The 18,718-nt window shown below is 47.2% G+C and carries 13 protein-coding genes; 5 read left to right on the plus strand and 8 right to left on the minus strand.

Features of this window, described 5'->3' with window-relative positions; translation table 11 throughout:
* The 5 genes from MUK70_RS07595 (at position 1) to MUK70_RS07615 (ending at position 4,100) form a co-directional block, all read left to right on the plus strand.
* Complete coding sequence (locus MUK70_RS07595) at positions 1 to 843, plus strand: hypothetical protein (protein WP_234656033.1); 843 nt, start codon at positions 1 to 3, stop codon at positions 841 to 843.
* A gap of 178 nt (positions 844 to 1,021) precedes the next feature.
* A complete protein-coding gene (locus tag MUK70_RS07600; RefSeq protein WP_234656032.1) occupies positions 1,022 to 1,546 on the plus strand; it encodes an RNA polymerase sigma factor in 525 nt (174 codons plus the stop codon).
* Positions 1,533 to 2,372, plus strand: coding sequence for a zf-HC2 domain-containing protein (locus tag MUK70_RS07605; protein WP_234656031.1), 840 nt, complete (start codon positions 1,533 to 1,535; stop codon positions 2,370 to 2,372). Before MUK70_RS07600 ends, MUK70_RS07605 begins: the two co-directional genes overlap by 14 nt.
* A 25-nt stretch (positions 2,373 to 2,397) precedes the next feature.
* Positions 2,398 to 3,261, plus strand: coding sequence for a DUF4097 family beta strand repeat-containing protein (locus MUK70_RS07610; RefSeq protein ID WP_234656030.1), 864 nt, complete (start codon positions 2,398 to 2,400; stop codon positions 3,259 to 3,261).
* Positions 3,262 to 3,266: 5 nt separating this feature from the next.
* Positions 3,267 to 4,100 (plus strand): DUF4097 family beta strand repeat-containing protein, encoded by an 834-nt coding sequence (locus MUK70_RS07615; protein WP_234656029.1) that lies wholly within the window; start codon positions 3,267 to 3,269, stop codon positions 4,098 to 4,100.
* A gap of 103 nt (positions 4,101 to 4,203) precedes the next feature.
* Here MUK70_RS07615 and MUK70_RS07620 read toward each other — a convergent pair whose 3' ends face one another.
* The 8 genes from MUK70_RS07620 to MUK70_RS07655 all read right to left on the minus strand — a co-directional run bounded on the left by MUK70_RS07620 (position 4,204) and on the right by MUK70_RS07655 (position 18,717).
* Positions 4,204 to 4,638 (minus strand): MarR family winged helix-turn-helix transcriptional regulator, encoded by a 435-nt coding sequence (locus MUK70_RS07620; RefSeq protein WP_234605055.1) that lies wholly within the window; start codon positions 4,636 to 4,638, stop codon positions 4,204 to 4,206.
* A 1,035-nt stretch (positions 4,639 to 5,673) separates the two neighbouring features.
* On the minus strand, positions 5,674 to 7,521 hold the full coding sequence (locus tag MUK70_RS07625; protein WP_234656028.1) for a chloride channel protein: 1,848 nt from the start codon (positions 7,519 to 7,521) through the stop codon (positions 5,674 to 5,676).
* 58 nt (positions 7,522 to 7,579) lie between these two features.
* Positions 7,580 to 8,344 (minus strand): hypothetical protein, encoded by a 765-nt coding sequence (locus MUK70_RS07630; protein WP_234656027.1) that lies wholly within the window; start codon positions 8,342 to 8,344, stop codon positions 7,580 to 7,582.
* A gap of 122 nt (positions 8,345 to 8,466) precedes the next feature.
* Entirely contained in the window at positions 8,467 to 10,395 is a 1,929-nt protein-coding gene (locus tag MUK70_RS07635) for a response regulator (RefSeq protein WP_234656026.1), read from the minus strand.
* Between the two features lie 11 nt (positions 10,396 to 10,406).
* Complete coding sequence (locus MUK70_RS07640; protein WP_234656025.1) at positions 10,407 to 10,988, minus strand: chemotaxis protein CheB; 582 nt, start codon at positions 10,986 to 10,988, stop codon at positions 10,407 to 10,409.
* Entirely contained in the window at positions 10,985 to 11,800 is an 816-nt protein-coding gene (locus MUK70_RS07645) for a CheR family methyltransferase (protein WP_234605061.1), read from the minus strand. The genes MUK70_RS07640 and MUK70_RS07645 overlap by 4 nt, the downstream gene beginning before the upstream one ends.
* Positions 11,801 to 11,803: 3 nt before the next feature.
* Positions 11,804 to 15,229: a response regulator gene (locus MUK70_RS07650; protein WP_244784751.1), complete on the minus strand. Its 3,426-nt coding sequence runs from the start codon at positions 15,227 to 15,229 to the stop codon at positions 11,804 to 11,806.
* Positions 15,230 to 15,381: 152 nt separating this feature from the next.
* Positions 15,382 to 18,717, minus strand: coding sequence for a UvrD-helicase domain-containing protein (locus tag MUK70_RS07655; RefSeq protein WP_234656023.1), 3,336 nt, complete (start codon positions 18,715 to 18,717; stop codon positions 15,382 to 15,384).
* Position 18,718 lies beyond the last annotated feature (1 nt).

Below are 18,718 nucleotides of genomic sequence, written 5' to 3' on the forward strand. Positions count from 1 at the left end.
ATGTCTGAAAACCCTAATTCCTATTTCGGAAAATGTCTTTTGACCAAAGTTTCAAACTTTTATAAAGATCCAACCAAATCCGAAGCCGAGGGGATTGCAACAAACGGCGTTGTGGAAGCTGAAAAAGTGCAGGTCATCCATTATCCCGACTGCCAGCAGCTTGTTTTTCACATGCCCAAATATGCATACGACGCCGGCTCCTACCAGTTGATCGACGACGTTACGGGTGCGATCATGGAGGATTTGCAAGTAAAGGACCGGCTGAATGGCGGTACAATGATGCTGATCGATACGCTTCCTTACAAGCCCGGTTCCTACACCATTGAGGCTTCCTGGCCCGATGGCTGGACGCATCAGATCCGGTTTATCAAGCTTATGGAAGGCTTTTCCAATGTAGAGAGCACCAGCATTCCAAGCAATGATCAGCTTGTGATTAAAGGTTCGGAATACCTTTTACAGCATTCGTATAAGCCGGAAACTGCCAGCATTAAACTGCCTCGCGACCCTGTAACTGGCTTTTTGGCCCCACGCAGTTTTACTTCGCGCAGCATTAAAAAGCAGGGCGTATCAACGCCGGCAGTTACCTACACGCAGGATGGTCGCGGCGGGAAGATATTTTATCGAAATAGTGAGATTGCAATTGATTTTGATTGGGAGTTCGCCGCTGGAAATGCAGTCGTGCTTTTCCTTATTCCGGAAGAAAAATATTGGGAGATCCAGACAAAAACGCCGCTGTCCAGACGTGACGAAATTCTTTCTTTTGTAGCCAATCAGGTCATTAAAGACCAGGCGCCAGGGTGCCGGTTTGAGGTTTATTCCAATCACATCACCATCATCCGATGAACAGAAAGGCCGGTTATCCGGCTTTTTTTGTGATGTTAATACATTAATATACAACAAGATATAAGCAAATACGGAAAATATTTCTAAATTCCTGTAACCTTTTCCTTCGCTTCCAGTTTCCACATCAGGATCACCACAAAAGACAAACCGTTTGAATACGCTGACAGATAATTCACTTATGCTGAGGGTTAAAGCCGGAGATCTGGATAAGATGGGCCTGCTCTTCGAACGGTACAACCGCCCTTTGTTTGCGTTCTTCTATCATATGACGCACAAAAGGGATGTGAGTGAGGATCTGGTGCAGAATGTATTTTACAGAATGCTTAAATACAAGCATACGTTTACAGGCGAGGGTGAATTTCGAACGTGGATGTATCATTTGGCAAGAAATATCCTCAATGATTCCGTCAAACAAAACAAGTCCTTTGACCATTACGACGTGCATGAAATGGCCGATAAGCTCAGCGGAGGAACGTTGGCCGATGAAGGATTTGAGAAAAAAGAAAATGCCGATTTCCTGCATAAAGCCATGGCCGGACTAAGCGACGATTACCGCGAAGTGCTTGTATTAAGCCGGTTTCAGGAAATGAAATACGATGAGATTGCAAAGGTTTTAAACATCAATGAGGGGACAGTGAAAGTGCGGGTCCACAGGGCATTGGGAGAGTTGAAAAAAATGTTTTTTACAAATGAAAGACGATAGGGACATGGGATGCGAACATGCAAAAGATAAACTGGAAGACTGGCTTCACAACGACCTGGATAAAGCCGACCGCAATAATGTGGAACGCCATCTGGCCGAATGTGGGAATTGCCGGGAAGAATTTGCGGCCGACAAGCAGCTTTGGGAAAGTCTGGGTAAAATGAAAGTGCCGGAACCGCGGGAAGAGATGCGGGTCAGCTTTTACGCCATGCTGGATGATTTTAAAGCCGCAGAGGAAACCAGCAAGCCATTTTCTTTCCAGGCTCTGCTTGAAAAACTCCGTGAGTTCCTGCTTCCACAATGGACTATCCAGGTTGCTTTTAGCCTTTTGCTGGTTGGATTAGGATGGGTAATAGGTCATAAAACAAGCAAAAACAATGTGTCCGCAACGGCCTACCAGGCACAAATCGAAACACTGGCGACGCAGGTGGAGGAGATGAAAAGCACCATGATGCTGGCGCTGATTGAAAATCCTTCTGCTACTGAAAGACTTCGTGCCGTGGGTTATACAAGCGACATTACGCACGCCGACGAGAAGGTGATTAATGCGCTTTTCACCACATTAAACAACGATGCCAACGTGAATGTGCGCCTCGTGGCTCTGGAAGCGCTGACGCAATTTGCTACGGACGCGGTGGTGAGGGAAGGTTTGGTTAAATCGCTTGCAGTCCAGGATTCTCCGATGGTGCAGGTTGCGTTGGCCGATGTGATGGTGAAATTACAGGAAAAAGGCTCTGTAAAAGAACTGCGCAAATTACTCGATAGAGAAGGGCTGAATGATCTGGTTAAGAACAAGATCGAGCAGACAATCAAGGAACTATCTTAAATAAACCATAATCCAACTGTTAGCCATGAAATATTTTGCAATCCCCTTATTAGCGGGAGCGGTGCTTTGTTGTACCCAGGCTCCCGCACAAAAGCTTGAATTCAAGGAACATGTAAGCAAAGAGTTTAACCTGACGCAAAGCCCGACGACCAATGTCCTGGCCATTTACAACATCAATGGCTCAATAAAAGTGGAAGGTTACGACGGAGATAAGGTTCTAGTCGAAATTGATAAAACCATAACAGGCAAAACAAGTGAGATCCTGGACAAGGGCAGGCAGGAGTTTAAGCTTAATTTTGACCAGAAAGCGGACAGCATTACCGCCTACATTTCCGAACCGTTCGACTCGCGGCCCAATCATGGCAGAAGAAACTGGGATGGCCCAAAAATCGAATACGATTTTGAACTGGACTTCATTGTAAAAGTGCCGTACGCAATGAGCATACACGTTTCTACTGTGAACGGTGGCGATGTGGATGTGAAGGACGTTACAGGCACGTTAGGGGTCAGCAATGTGAACGGGGCCATTACCATTGAGAATGCAAAAGGCGCCGCAATTGCGCGGACCATTAACGGCAATGTGGTTGCCAATTACGTGTCGCTGCCTCCCGGAGAATCTGACTTTAAGACATTGAACGGAGATATCAAGATCAGTTACCCGTCAGCATTCTCGGCAGATTGCCAGTTTAAAAGCTTCAATGGCGAATTTTACACAGACTTTCCAAACACAGAATCGCTTCCGGTAAAGGTGATAAAAAATGAGGAGAATAAGCCGAATAAAACGGTTTACAAGCTCAGTACAGAAACCAGGATCCGCATCGGAAAAGGTGGCCCGACCTACAAGTTTGAAACTTTCAACGGGAATATTTATATTAAAAAACAATCATAACAAAAATGAAAACCAACCAACTATTAACCCTCTCGATTGCCGCTTTACTAGCCTGTTTTGCCAGTCCTACCCAGGCGCAAACGGGCGCGAAAGAGCAGCTTGTCGTCCCGTTATCGGACGCTGGAAAACCGGGATCTTTGCAAGTCAATCTCATCAATGGGACCATCCGGGTGACGGGTTATTCGGGCAATCAGGTTGTGATCGACGCGGTTGTTAAGAGCCCCGAAAATGATGAAAAACCCAAGAGCGAAGCGGCTGGCGGCATGAAGCGGATCAGCCGGAACGGTGGCCTGGAACTAACGGCGACGGAGGAGCATAATGTTGTAAAACTGACTACCAAAATGGTCAACACAACAATGCTTCTGGAGATCAAGGTGCCTCGGAAATTCGGGCTGAAAGTAGGCACGATAAACAATGGCGACATCGTCATTGACAATGTTTCCGGGGAGATGGAAATCCAAAATGTGAATGGAGATATTACGCTCACCAACATCTCCGGCTCGGCTGTTGCGAACACCATTAACGGAACATTGAAAGCCAATTTCAAGACCATCGACACGTCCTCGCCCATGGCTTTTTCTACGCTCAATGGCAACGTGGATGTGACGATTCCGGCCACTGCCAAGTTCGACGTAAAACTGAAATCCGACCGCGGTGAAATTTACAGCGACTTCGACGTGGACGTGGATAAAAGCACTCCGCAGGCAACGCGGAGTGCCAAGGATGGCATGTACAAAGTGTCTATCGACGACTGGGTAAAAGGCAAGATCAATGGCGGTGGAAGCGAAATTATGATGAAGAATATGAATGGCAATATTTACGTCCGAAAAGCGAAGTAAAACCGCCTCAGTACGCTGGAAACAACGAAACCCACCGACGCCGTCAAGCAATCCGGTGGGTTTTCCTTTTTGTGTACGAATTGATCCGAATATCGTCCCGCTTCTATTCAATCGTCCCGCCCAATTCCAGGAGCATTTTTGAGATCTCATCCAGTTTTTTAGTTTTGACGGGCGCTAGAATCTGGTCTGCCAAACCTTCGGCTGTTGAAGTCGCCTCAGTCAAAACCCGCTTGCCGGCATTGGCCAGCTTCACGTAAGACACCCGCGCATCGCGGCTGTTTGCCTCCCGCTTGACCATGCCCAGTTTCTCCAGAGGTGTCAGCATTCTGGTGATTCCGGAGGCTGTTAAGCCAATTTTTTCTGCTAAATCCACACGCCGCATCTTTTCGTCCGGCGCTTCTCCGAGGTGAAACAGGATCAAAAATTCGTTCAAACTAACGCCGTGGCTACTCAGTTTGGAGTCGAATCGCTTGGTAATCAAGGCTTGAACTGTGGTTAGGTTCAGGAACAATTTTAAGGGCTGCGCTATGGTTGACATATAATTGAAATGTGTTTGTTTTATTGTTGATTAATAGTTGACTATTCAAGTATTTAGCAAATATATAACAAGTTCAAAGCATTGTCAAACAAGTCGTTGCATTATTTTTTCATAAAAAGTGCGTTTTTGATATCTCTGAGCACCATTTCAGCAATGTTTCACGTGGATCGTTTTTTGCGGGCGTAAGTGAAATGCTTTTTGCTGGAATTCAGCGCGTAATGGTAGCTGTTATACTGCGATTTTGAGGTGTAAATCTTGCCAGAAGGAAGTCGTTTTTTCTTCTTGAATCTGACGGTGGTGATTGACAACGCTACGCTACGATGTTCGCGTAGGAAACGGCAGGCGCGTACAACGCTACACATCACGCAAAACGAAAAGCACCATATTGCAACGATGCACATCAGGCTAGGCGAAAAGCACAATGATGCAACGATGCCGCTAGGCAAAACGAAAAGCACAGAGCAAAGATGCCGCCAGGCAAAACGAAAAGTCGCGGAGCGACGCAATATTGGTAGCAAAAAAAGCCATCCTAGCATTCCATAAAATCGCGGAGCGATGCAACGACTTTACCCACGCTTCCACCACAAAAATGCAACCCCAATCCTGTTACATGCCTCCGGCATTCTTGCGTTTCCATCGTGACTCGTTTTCCCCTACCAAGATTTCATGCCTCCGGCATTTATGTGCTGGTTGCCGCCATCATTTTTCCCTACCGAGATTCCATGCCGCTGACATTTTCGTACTGGTGTGCTGCCATCGATTTCCCCTACCAAAATTTCATGCCTCCGGCATTTTCGTGCTGATTTGCCGCCATCGTTTTTCCCTACCGAGATTTCGTCCCTCTGGCATTTTCGTGCTGGTTTGCCGCCATCGTTTTTGCCTACCAGGATTTTATGCCTCCGGCATTTTCGTGTTTCCGCCGTGACCCGATTTGGCTACCGAGATTCCATGGCTCCGGCATTGGACTCTTAAGATTCCGAGCCTCGTAAAAAAGGATTTTTATTCGAAGTTGAGCATTACGGTGAGCAATGTCATTTATCCCGAATGCGCGCGTAGTAACTGGCGGTAACTATTCAGGATTGCGGACTTGGAAATGAAGCCGACAAACTCGCCGGAGGTCTTCACCACGGGCAGGTTCCATGCGCCTGTGTCGTCGAATTTTTTGATGACGCTGACCACGCTGTCGAAGTCACTGATTACGACGGACGGGACTTTCATCAGGTTTGAAACGGTCAGCATATCGTAGAGGTCCGGGTTGAAAAGTAACGGACGAATGTCGTCAAGGGAAATGGTGCCGAGCAGCTTTTTCTCTTCGTCCACCACGGAAATCATATTGCGCTTTCCGGCCCGGACCAGCTCAGCCAGATCTTCCCGTGTTGCGTGCGCATGAATGGTCTGAACATCCTTGTCGATCAGGTCGAGAATGTGCAGCAACGAGAGCAGATTGCGGTCGTGCTCGCGGGTGAAAATTTTGCCCTGTTCTGCGAGTTTTTGCAGATCAGGAGAAATGGGGGAAAACCATTTTGCCATCAAAAAAGAAATAACGGAAACGATCATCAACGGAATAAAGAGGTCGTAGCCGAAGGTGGATTCCGCGATCAGAAATATAGCGGTCAAAGGCGCATAAAGAACGCCGCTCATTACACCCGCCATGCCTACAATCACGAGGTTATTAATGGGCACATCCGTCACGCCGAGCTGCACGCAAACCAGCGCAAACACGTAACCGAGCGAGCCGCCTGCAAAGAGCGAGGGTGCAAAATTTCCGCCGTTACCGCCACTGAAAATGGTGATCGAAGCGGAGAATGCTTTGAGTAGACAAATCAATGCAACGAAGACCACAACCACCCACTCGCGGTAACCAATGAAGCGGAACAAGCTGTTCTCGATAACGGATTGTATTTGCCCGTTTGTGATTGCCTTAATGGTGTCGTAACCCTCGCCAAATAGCGGCGGATACAGCACGCACAAAACCGACAGGATTGCGCCTCCAAGCATCGCTTTTTTAATGCGGGTGAGTTCCAGCCCGTGAAAGAACTCGTCGATGTATTTGGCAATTAAAACAAAATACCTGGCATAAAGGCCGCAGAGAACGCCCAGGACAAGATAAAAAGGAATGTTGTGGTAATCGAACGGGCTGCGGGTTTTGAACTGGAACAGCACATCTTCCTGCAACAGGATCCTTGAAATCAAACTTCCGCAAACCGCAGCCACAACAAGCGGAATGAAGTCGGAAAAAACGACGCCGGTGAGCAAGATTTCAAACGCGAACATCATCCCGGCTATGGGCGCATTAAAAGCAGAAGCAATTCCCGCCGTTGCACCCGCAGCGAGCAGTAAGGTGCGCTCGCGGTAATCCAGCTTGTAAGTCTGTGCAAAATTAGAACCGATTGCGGCGCCTGTTACGGCGATAGGACTCTCCAAACCCGCCGACCCTCCCAACCCTACGGTGATTGCACTTTGAACGATCTGAGAGTACATTTTGACAGAGGAAACCACACTCGAATTTTGGGCGATTTCATACAGAATGACAGGAATGCCTTTTTTATCCTGGCCTTTAAACACAAAAATCACAACCAGCGTCGTGACCACAATCCCCAGAAAGGGAAACAAAATGTAAAAGAAAACCTGCTGCTCAAAATAAACCTTGTAGGTGATCACATAATGTATGTAATGAACGAGCGATTTAAGGATCACGCCAGCAAGGCCGCATGTGATGCCGACCAAAATACCCGACAAGATCAAAAACTGGGATCGTGTGAGCACACTTTTCAACCAGAAAAGCACAATTTCATAACTGCGTGCCTTGTTAAGGCTGTATCTGATGAAGTTTCTTCTGAACTTTAAAAAACCGAGTAATCGCTTAATGTTGCTGTTGTTCACAATCTAACGTTTTGGTCCGCCGGAACGCCGGAGCGCCGGCGGACTTCCATTTGCAATGCTAGTTAGCACGGGCAAGCTGAACTTCCAACTTGATGTCGACATTTCGGTCGTTGCCGTTATACCGTGAATTATAACCGCCTGAACCGATACCCACGCCCATTCCGCCGCCCATTCCGATTCCTCCTCCTAAACCTATGCCAATGCGGGGACTGAATCCGGATTGTGATGACTGTCCGTCCACTTTAATGTTGACGCCCAGCATGGCAGTTTCCTTCGCATTCACGCCCATAAGACTAAACGGGATCGCAATTTGCTCTGTAAGCTCACCATTCTGGTCCATCAGAATTTTGGATTTGATGCTCCCGTCCTGAGCCACCAGGTTAATGAAATGCTGTCCTTGCTTATCTTTCCAGACCGCTTCCTTATTGTAGGAATCCAGAAGCAGGTCCAGGCCCAGGCTGTTCGGGAGATCGGTGTCGACGCGTTTGAGCGCTTTCCTGTCCTCTTTCATCACAACCGGGAACAAGAGCGAATACTGATCCTTCTTCTGTCCGTCGGGGCTGAAGGAGATTTTCAGGCCGCTTGAAAGAATGTTCTGAATGGTTGTCGGATCCTTTGTTTTGAGCGTCAGATAAACGTAATGTTCATCATTGATGATGCCATATCTGAGTCTTGACTTCTGATCTTGCTGATCCGGTTTGATTTCATCCACGTATGAGAAGGGCGCATTCCACTTCGATTCGTAAGTCATCGTTTTGGAAGAACTGCATCCGGCGAGGGCAACGAGCAACAGCAGGGACCAACTGTTTCTTATAATTTTCATTTTGTCTGTAAATAACGATTATGACTAATTTTATAAACGAAATCCTTCAATTAATCATTACTACAAACAAAAATAAATCGTTGCAATATTATTCAGCCTTACCAGAACTATGGAACAAATTTTCAGCCACGGTCATCCCCGCCCAGCAGAACGGCGATCTTCTTATGCAGTTTTTCGGGTTCAAATGGTTTGGATAATGTATCGTTCATGCCGGATTCCAGCGCTTGCTGCACTTCTTCGGGCAATACGGTGGCTGAGAGTGAAAGAATGGGTGTTTTGACCATAAGCTGCTTGCGGGCAAAGCTGGCCGCCTGAAAACCGTCCATTTCCGGCATACGGGTGTCCAGGATAATAAGGTCAAAAATCCTTTCCCTTAATGCGTCAACGGCCTCTTTACCATTTAGCACCATGGTTGTGTCCAATTGCCAGGTCTTGAGATATTTTTTCAAAAGCAATGCATTGATGGGATTATCCTCGGCTACAAGAACGGTCTTTCCTTCAAACGGCGGCAGATCCTGAAACGCGATCGAGGGTTTTATCTCGATACTTTTCTCATTCGCATCCGGCAGGATCAGCGTAAAAAAGAATTGGCTGCCTTCGTTGGATTTGCTGTTCACTTCCAGTTCGCTTCCCATGAGCCGCACGAGTTTTTGAGAAATCGTAAGCCCCAGGCCTGTTCCGCCGTACTGATGCGATATACTTTCGGACGCTTGTCCGTATTCGGAGAAAATGTTGGCCAGCTGCTCGTTCGACATCCCTATGCCCGTGTCTTCGACGCTGATTTTGATTTTGTGGCCTAATTGCGTTTCTGACACCAGTTCCATTTTGCAAGTTACATGGCCTGCCTGGGTAAACTTTAAGGCGTTGCCAATCAGGTTTAGCAAGATCTGGTTCAGCCGCATGCCGTCAACCATTACGCAGTCGGGAAGCCGGTTATCCGTAACCAATTTTAATGTCAGATTTTTTTCATCCGCTTTGAACCGCATGAGATCAATGATGCCTTTTCCCAGGGCACGGAGGTCAGTGGACGTTGGGATAATTGAGAATTTGCCTTCGTCAATTTTGGAAATATCCAGAATGTCGTTGAGAATGTTCAGGAGCGAACCGGACGATTGCCGCAGCATGCCGAGCAGATCCCGTTGAGATTCGTCCAATTGCGTAGCGCTCAGCAAGTTACCTATCCCGATGATGCCATTCAGCGGCGTCCGGATTTCGTGGCTCATGTTGGCAAGAAACGCCTCTTTCACTTTTCTGGCCTTTTCAGCCTGGCTTTGTGCATCGATCAACGCCCGCTCATGCGCCTTTCTCTTCTCAACATCATGCAGATTTACAAACAGCAGTCTGTTTTTGTACATAATACGCAGTTCCAGCCACACCGGCTGCCGTAAACGACCAAAAAACCGGTCTTCCACCACATTTGTTTCCCCTCCGATATAACTTTTCTTAACTAGAACTTCGCGTAGAGATGAATTTAGGGGGTCCACCAGCAGGTCCAGGATCGTTGTTCCTACCAAATGGTTCGGAGACGCACCCAAGATCGTTTCAACAGAAGGGTTTACAGAAATAATATTGCCTGTTTCCGGCTCAACGGTGGCGATAATGTCGGGAGAATTAAGAATGATCGTCGCGTAATTTTCCAGCAGCTTATTTTTATCACGGATCTCTTTCTGACTTCGGGCGAGCCTGATCAGCGAATCAACTTTTGCGTTGGTAATGTATGGATCGAGCGGTTTGTACAGATAATCAATTGCGCCCGTCTTCAATCCCCGCACGGCATAAGTAGTCTCTTTTGAAATAGCGGTTACAAAAACGATGAGTATCTCTTTTGTCTTGGGATTGGATAATAATGTTTCAGCAAATTCAAAACCATCCATGCCGGGCATTTGCACATCGACCAGCGCTACCGCAATTTCATTTTCCCAAACAATGCGTAGTGCCTCATTCGCGGAAGTTGTGGAGTATATTTCAATATCATCCCTGCTAAGAATCGCCTTTAACGAAATCAGATTTTCTTCCCGGTCGTCCAGCAGCAGAATTTTTGTGTTTTCCATTTTAATTAATGCTATGAAAGTAAGTCGGCGATCGTTTTGTAAAACTTATCCTCCTCTAACAGGTTATGTTGATGGTATTTTAACAAAGCTTCCTGCGGCATTCTTGGAAATTCAGCAGATTCCGGGTCTTGCACATAGGTAGGAAACCCTTTCTCAGCTAACAATTTCAGCCCTTCGGCACCATCCTGGCTAGAACCCGAAAACAGCATTGCCGCTTTCACGGGAATGCCGGACAGCGCCGCCGAAATAAAAGTGGCGTCGATCGACGGGCGGGAAAAAAAATCCGGTTCTGTATGGTCGTAATAAAAGCGGTGGTCCTCACCGACGAGCAAATGATAATCCGGCAATGCAAAATAAATGCTGTTTGCGGTGATCGGATCAAGATGATGCGGCTCGCTCATATTAACGTCGGTTTTAGTTTTAAATAAATCGGGCAGAACCGATGAACTGTATTTTCCCCTGTGCAATACAAAAATGACGGCAAACGAAATCGGGTTCTTCAACTGCTTGATAATGTCCTCAAAGATCACAAAGCTTCCGGACGAGCCGCCAATCAGTACAAGACTTAGCGATTCATCCCTCGCACTGTTCATTTTATTTTCTGATAAATGTTCAGTTTACTATCGATTACCTTGAAATGAGCTTCAAGCCCCGAATAACGCAAAGTCTCTCGTTTCCCCAAACAAAGAAAGCCTAACATGCTCAGGCTATCGTACAACAGCCGGAAAACATGCTGCCTCAATTCCAGCGTAAAATAAATCATCACATTGCGGCAGCTGATAAACTGGAATTCATTAAAAACACCGTCGCCCGTAAGATCGTGTAATGAAAAAACAATGTTTCTTCTAAGTTCAGGCGAAATAACTGCCTGGTTATAAGCAACGTGGTAATAATCGGACAGGGAATGCTTGCCGCCTGCCAGCATATAACTTTCTGAGAATGTCCTTGTGTTTCCGAGCGTAAAGACGCCCTCTCTTGCCGAAGCAAGCACTTTGTTGCTCAGATCGGTGGCGTATATCAGCGAGCGGCTCAGCAGTCCCGCTTCTTTCAGCATGATGGCCATGGAGAATGCTTCTTCGCCGGATGCACAACCGGCAACCCAGAACCGCAACGCCGGATAGGATTCCAGGTAACCGAAAACTTCTGTCCTGACCCTTTTGAAATATTCGGGATCGCGGAACATTTCTGAGTAATTAACCGTAAGTTCCTGGATGAGCTCATACACAATGCTTCCGCCGGGTTCAATGTGCTCTAGGAGCCCGACGAGGTCCATATCATGTTTTGCAAGATAACGCCCGGCCCTTCTCAGCAGCGAAGGCCGTGCATAACCGGAAAAATCGAAACCGGAGATATCACGGATGCGGATGATCAATTCTTCGAGCTGGGTATATTCTAGTACTGCCATATGTTACGAGGAATGCAACCACACCTTGATTAAAGCAAGCAGCTTATCCACGTCTACCGGCTTTGAAATGTAGTCGTTTGCGCCAGCAGCGAGACACTGTTCCCGGTCTCCCTGCATGGCTTTGGCGGTGACCGCAATAATCGGCAGGTTGGCCCATCTGTTCACTTCCCGGATCTTGCGCGTGGCTTCTATCCCATCCATTTCCGGCATCATCACGTCCATCAGCACGAGGTCGATTTCCGGTGCAGCTTCCAGCTTTTCAATGGCTTCTCTTCCGTTTGTGGCGATTTCTATCTTAAAACCAGCCTCTTCCAACACCGCGCTTAATGCGAAAATGTTCCGCATATCATCGTCGGCAAGGAGGATTTTTCTACCTAAAAATACGTTTTCGGCATGAACCACCGGATTGCTGAATGCCTCCCGTTTTTCGGGTGCTTTAACCGTTTTAGGCTGAATATTTTTGAGGAACAGTTTCACCTCATCCAATAAACGTTCATTGGACTTCCTTGTCTTCATCACAACCGGATGCGCATATTTCATGACCCTTGTCAGGTCAGCCTGATTGAGATCTTCGGCCGTGTTCACAACCACCGGCACTGCGCTCCATGCAGGGTTCTTCTTAATCTGATCCAGAAAATCCAGTCCGTTCATATCGGAAAGCCGGATGTCGAGAATGATGCCGTTAACCGTTTCTGTATTAAGAATGGACATTGCTTCCGCTCCTGAAAATGCATAGAGTACAAAAAAGTTGTTGGCAGTCAGGAAATCGCCTAGATATTTGCTTTGATACTGATCGTCTTCAACGAGCATGATCTTTTGCTTTTCCGTTTTGCCGGATTCCAGTTTGAGCAAAGTAAAAATGTGTTCTGCCGATTTCTCGTCCACCGGCTTTTGCATAAAACCGATCGCGCCTTCCTTCACCATATCCATGTCCAGATATGAGCCGGACGAAACCGTGTGAACTGGAATAGAACTGGTTATCGAATCGGCTTTAAGCGCTTTTAAAACTTCATCCCCGGACATATCCGGCAAATGCATATCGAGAATGATAGCCGTGGGCCGGAAACTCAAAACGAGCTCCATGGCTTTCTTACCGGTTTCTGCGACAACAACCTCAAACCCGCTTTCACGCGCTTTTGCGTACATATCGGCTGCGAATATTTCATCGTCTTCTACCAACAGCAGGCGATGTGCTTTGCCATTGTCATATGCCTGGGTTGGCTTAACCGGCTCCGCCGCCTTAACAACTTCCACAGGCACCTCGATTTCTCCTGAATTTTCGACCTCGTTTTTTACGGGAATCTTGAGCGTGAATGTGGATCCTACACCTGCTTCACTTTTTAGAGAGATAGAGCCCTGGAAAAGATTGGCCAGCTCGCGGCTGATCGACAACCCCAGACCTGTTCCGCCATATTTCCGGCTCGTGGAACCGTCGGCCTGCTGGAATGCTTCAAATATAGATTGCTGTTTTTCAGGCGCAATTCCGATGCCCGTGTCGGAAACCTCAAAGAACAAGTGGGAAGATTCCTGACGAATGTTCACCGAAACGGTGCCCGGCGCAGACGTGAATTTCACCGCATTGGAAACCAGGTTACGGATGATCTGCAACAACCGGACCTGATCCACAAACAAAATATCCGGACAGGATGGCGCTTTTTCTATTTTAAGGTTTAATCCTTTGTTCTCAGCAATTTTCTGGAATGTATTCCTGATTTCAGACACCAGAAGCTCGGTATTAACCTGCTCGTATATCAGTTCGATCTTGCCCGATTCTACTTTGGCAAGGTCCAGAATATCATTAATAAGCGTCAAAAGGTCGTTTCCTGAATTAAAAATAACCGAGGCGTAACGTTGTTCTTCTTCATTCAGTCTCGCCCCTTTGTTTTCCCCCAAAATCCTGGACAGGATCAGAATGCTGTTAAGCGGCGTCCTTAATTCATGGCTCATGTTGGCCAGGAACTCACTTTTAAACCTGCCGCTTTTTTCCAGTTCGTCGGCTTTGATCTGTATCTGGTCCCGGGTTTCCTCAATGGTGCTCTTCTGCTCTTCAAGCATAAAAGCTTTCTCTTCCAGCTCTGTATTGATCTGTTTCAATTCTTCCTGCTGCACCCTCAGTTCTTCTTCGGAAACTTGCAAGAGCGATGTCTGGCGAATGAGCTCCTCGTTCGTAACGCGAAGCTCTTCCTGCTGGCTTTCCAGTTCCTCAGCTTGTAACTGGGTTTTTTCGAGTAACTCGTTTGTGGTCTGGCGTGCGTGCGCCGCCATGACGGCAACGGCAACATTGTCCGAAACCATTTCCAACAGTTTGGATACTTTTTCGCCGGGATCATTCAAATATCCCACTTCCATCACTGCCGTTATCGCACCTTCGAATGCAATGGTTTTGATATAAACCACTGCCGGATCTGCGCTTCCTGTTGTGCTCGCAATTTTAAGGTATCCTGCTGGTACGGAGATTTTTTTAATGCTAACCCGGTCCGCGGCCATTTGTCCGAGCAGCCCTTTACCTAAAACGATCGCCTCAGGCACGCACACCGATCCGTCTATTCCGTAACTGCTGGCAAGTTCCAATTGCTCACCTGTTCGGTTAACGAGATACATTGTTCCTACTGGCGAACCGGTCACTTCAACGAGCTTGCTCAATAGCTTTCTGGCCAGTTCATGCTGTGTTGGCTCACCGCGGATCGCCTCGGCAAGCGCAACGGCATGGTTTAAGATCCAGTTTTTCTCCTGGTCTTCAACCGAAAGCTGTTCGAGTTGTTTATTGGCCTTGATTGTTTCGTTCTCCGAAGCGATTTGTGCATTATAAGTTGTTCTTATAAAATAGTAGAGCAGGAAGATGACGCACAGAAATGCCAGCGTTCCGAAAAGAATGTACCGGGTTGCACGGGTAGAGCTTTCAGCTGCCTCCTGTTCCCGTTCTTCAAGCAGCCCCACCTCTTCATTCTCTATCCTTTTGAATACAAAATCAATCTGAGAAGAAAGCACTTTTCCTTTCAGAATGATCGATTTGACCGTATCGGGCCGGTAACTTCCGGATTTCAGTATTTCATATTGCTCCGACATCAGATCCAAACGCACTTGTATCAATGGCGTAAGCGTATCCAGGCGGCCCACTTGCCTCTTGTTATCTCTTACCAACCTGCGCATGGCCTCAAGTTGTGACCAAACATTGTCAACAGCAGCGCGGTAATTGTTCTCGAAGGTTACATTTCCTGTAATTGCAAATCCCCGGAGGTTGGATTCTGCTGTAAGTAACCGGTTTCTGACAGAAGTGGAGTTGGCCATGACTTCTCTCGTGTGATTGACCCAGCCGGTGTTTTCCTGCTGCATCCTGATCGCATTATAAGAGGTAAGCCCGACGACAACAACGAGGACAATGGAGAAGATTATTCCAAATAAAATCTGTTGCTGGAAAGAGATGCGCATAAACTTCTAAGTAGCGGAATACATCAATTTGTAATTTCCAGTCAATATCCGCAAAAAAAAACCAAAATTTGGCTAATTGGCAGTGTTTTTTAGAACTATTTTAAGGTTTAACAGCGAATGTTGATTATGAACTAGTTCTACTAAGAACAGTCCTATTCATTGCCTTTGACAGAAATCCACTCCACCAGTTCATTTTCCAACGTGATCAGCACGCCCCGGCATCGCCTACCGGCACCCTCATACGTTTTGATCAGTTTCCGTAAGTGCCTGCGGGGTTCATCCGCATTACTTCCGCCTACAAATGACATGAAAATGAACTCGCCATCGGCCTGCTCAACAACACGGTCAATGTGAAGCAACGTACCGCCGGGAATGAGCAATTCCTTGTTTGTCTGCACTTTGCTTACGTCCTGGTAAAGGCTCAGCAAGTCGGGATCATTCAGCAAATCAATTGTTTGCGCCTCAATTTCAGCTGTTTCCGATTTTGTAAAAATCCCTTCGCCTACCAATCGATCCAGCGCAAGCGGCAAATCCGAAATGGTTTTAAGGCGTGTGAGCAGATAGCGGATCTTTTGTAAGCGATCGTGCTTAGGTTCAAATGTTTCCACGTCAAAAATCCGGTCTGCCATTCTTCTGAGGCGCAATGATTCGGTGCGGTCATTGCTGAGAATATGGTTTAATACAAATGGCTGCGCATCCGATTTCCTGTGTGCGTGCATGAGGGCGCTGTGACCGTCGGCAATAATGTATTTGGATTCGCTTTCATTCCATGCAGGTTCAAAGTCCTGTTGCGCGAGATAATTTTGCAGCCAGTTGCTCACCTGCTGGCCGGATTCCCACCGCCGCTCCCTTTTTGCCAAAATATATAAACGCTGCACGGGCCGCGTAAAAGCTACATAAAGCAAGTTGAGATTTTCGACCAATGTGCGTGTTCGCTCATCTGTATACTGCGTAGTTATCGCCGTGTTTTCCAGATCTTTTACCACGGAAACCATGGAGCTGCGAAGCTTTTTCGGCGCATAACCGGGCTCGCCTGCCAATGTAAGTTCTTCATAGTCCACTTCGTCCAGATCAATCCAGAGACGGTCCAGCTTGGCATTAGGCGTAACCTTCCAATGCGCATAAGGCACGATCACAACCGGATATTCAAGTCCTTTGGATTTGTGAATGGTGGTTATGCGGATCGCGTCGGTTTCGTCAGGGATTGTGATCGAAAGTTTGTGCCTGGCGGATTCCCAATAAGTGAGAAAATCGCCCAGATGATTGCTTTTTCTGTTGCCAAAATCCAGCACTACATCCAGGAAACGGAACAAATATTCGTTTTCGAAATGGTTTTCAAACAACCCGAAACGCTGCATCAACTGCTCGCTCAGCTCGAAAACAGACAGTTGCCGCATCCGAAAAGAACTCAGGTTAATGTTCCATTTTTTAAAATATTCCAAAAAAGTATCCAAACCGCTTTCTTCGCACAAGATGCGGATCTGCTCGTATTCACCCGCTGCGGGATTTTCCCGCCTGATAACGTGGTGAAAGAGATAAGCAGCTTCGTAACGTGCCAGCCGATGATCGGCGCTGAGCAGCACTTTCATGAACGAGATAATAAAATGCACGGAACGCGAGTAACCCAGCGAAAGTGCATCGTCCGAAATCAAGGGAAGTCCGGCTTCCTTCAATGTGCTGGCCAACGCCGTGGCTTCCTTTTTTTTTCTACACAAAATGGCCATATCCCGCCAGTCATATCCTTGTGCCCTGAGCTCCGTCACCAGTTCGAGCGAACGCTTCACAATGCTGTCTGCGGGATTGCCTTCGTCCGTATCATCACTATCTTCGTGCATTTCCAGGAACTCGATTTCGACGTGGCCGCCACTGGGCACACTTTCCGGAATTTCCTGCTGAAAATTCTGGTCATAAACGTCCTGAATGAGCATATTTTCCGCACCAACCGTTTCGGCAACAAATGCGAAAAATTTATTATTGAAATCGGTTATTTCGCGACGGCTCCTGCGATTTACTTTCAGGTGATTTACATCCAGATAATTATCAATGCTAAGTAACCGCTCTGCATTATACGAATTGTTGCCCAGCACATTGGCCAGCGCCATCACCTGGCTGGTAGCGAGATGTAAAATAAGATCCATATCACCGCCCCTGAATCGGTAAATGGATTGCTTGGCGTCGCCAACGATCAAATTGAAAAATCCGCCGGACAATGCATTCTCGATCAAAGGAAGCAGATTGGCAAATTGCAGCTTGGAAGTGTCCTGAAATTCATCAACCAGAATGTGGTTATACCGCTCTCCCAGCCTTTCAAAAATAAACGGAACAGGCTCCCGTGCTACGATTTCAACGATTTTCCTGTTAAAATCAGAAATATGGACCTGGTTATTTTGTTTCAGAAGCGCATCAAATTCCTTCCTGATCTCACCCAGCAGCGACAAATTATAAATATGCCTGTCCAGCAGGCCGTATAATGTGATCTTCTGCGATTCAGAGCTCCGCACATTTTCGATCTGGTGAAAGTAATTTTCAAGATCGGTCCTTACCTTCTCGATCTCGTCTTTGATCAGAACGGGTGCTTTGGCCCCATACCAAACGCCTTCACCAATGGTTTTGTAAACGTAGGAATTGGGTTCCGCCCAGCGCTTTTTCTCTTCGGCACGATCACGGAAATAACCATAGATGCCGCGGCCGCCCTGGTGAAAATCTTTTTCAGTAAGGAAAGTGGATTGTATTAATTCAAGAGCCTGCTTCGATAACTTTGTTACGTACGCCTCGCGTTCACGGACAAAAGTGCGCATCTGCTTACGGATTGCGATCCAGTCCTGCATTTTGAGATCTTCCACACGCTTCATCTGCATGTAGCTTTGCTCACTCAGCAATGTGCCTGCCGTGCCGCGGATCTGCATGGGTAAGCTGCCCCAGCTTTTGCCCTCCTCGGCACTTTCAAGATAATATTTTTCAACAATTTCCGTAAGCACTTCTTCACCATCCTGCCCGATTCGCGCCAGCAAACGATCCACCGCGTCGTCCAGCAGATCGCTGTCCAGCTGCGTTTCAAAAATAAATGGTATGCCGAGCTCGTCCGTAAAACTGCTGATAAGCCGCTGTGTAAACTTGTCGATGGTCATCACCGAAAAGTCAGAGTAACGGTGCAGGATCTGCCTGAAAACAAGCTGCGCCCGGCCTGCGATGAGCTGACAGGCGCCTTCAAAAAGTGTATTGTCTTGAAGTGTATCCGGATACATTTCCGTCACCACATCACGCAGCATGGGAGGGGGAACGGCGTCGGAATTGAAAGAATCGGAAAAGACCCGCAGCATAAGCAGGATGCGGTCTTTCATTTCATTGGCTGCGGCATTGGTGAATGTTACAGCCAGGATATGCCTGAAATATGTGTCTGAATTCGAGTGCAGGGCGAGTTTAAGATACTCTTTTGTAAGCGTATACGTCTTACCCGACCCTGCTGATGAGCTATAAACCTTAAACACC

This window comes from Dyadobacter chenwenxiniae (genome assembly GCF_022869785.1).
Classification (GTDB): Bacteria; Bacteroidota; Bacteroidia; order Cytophagales; family Spirosomataceae; genus Dyadobacter; species Dyadobacter chenwenxiniae.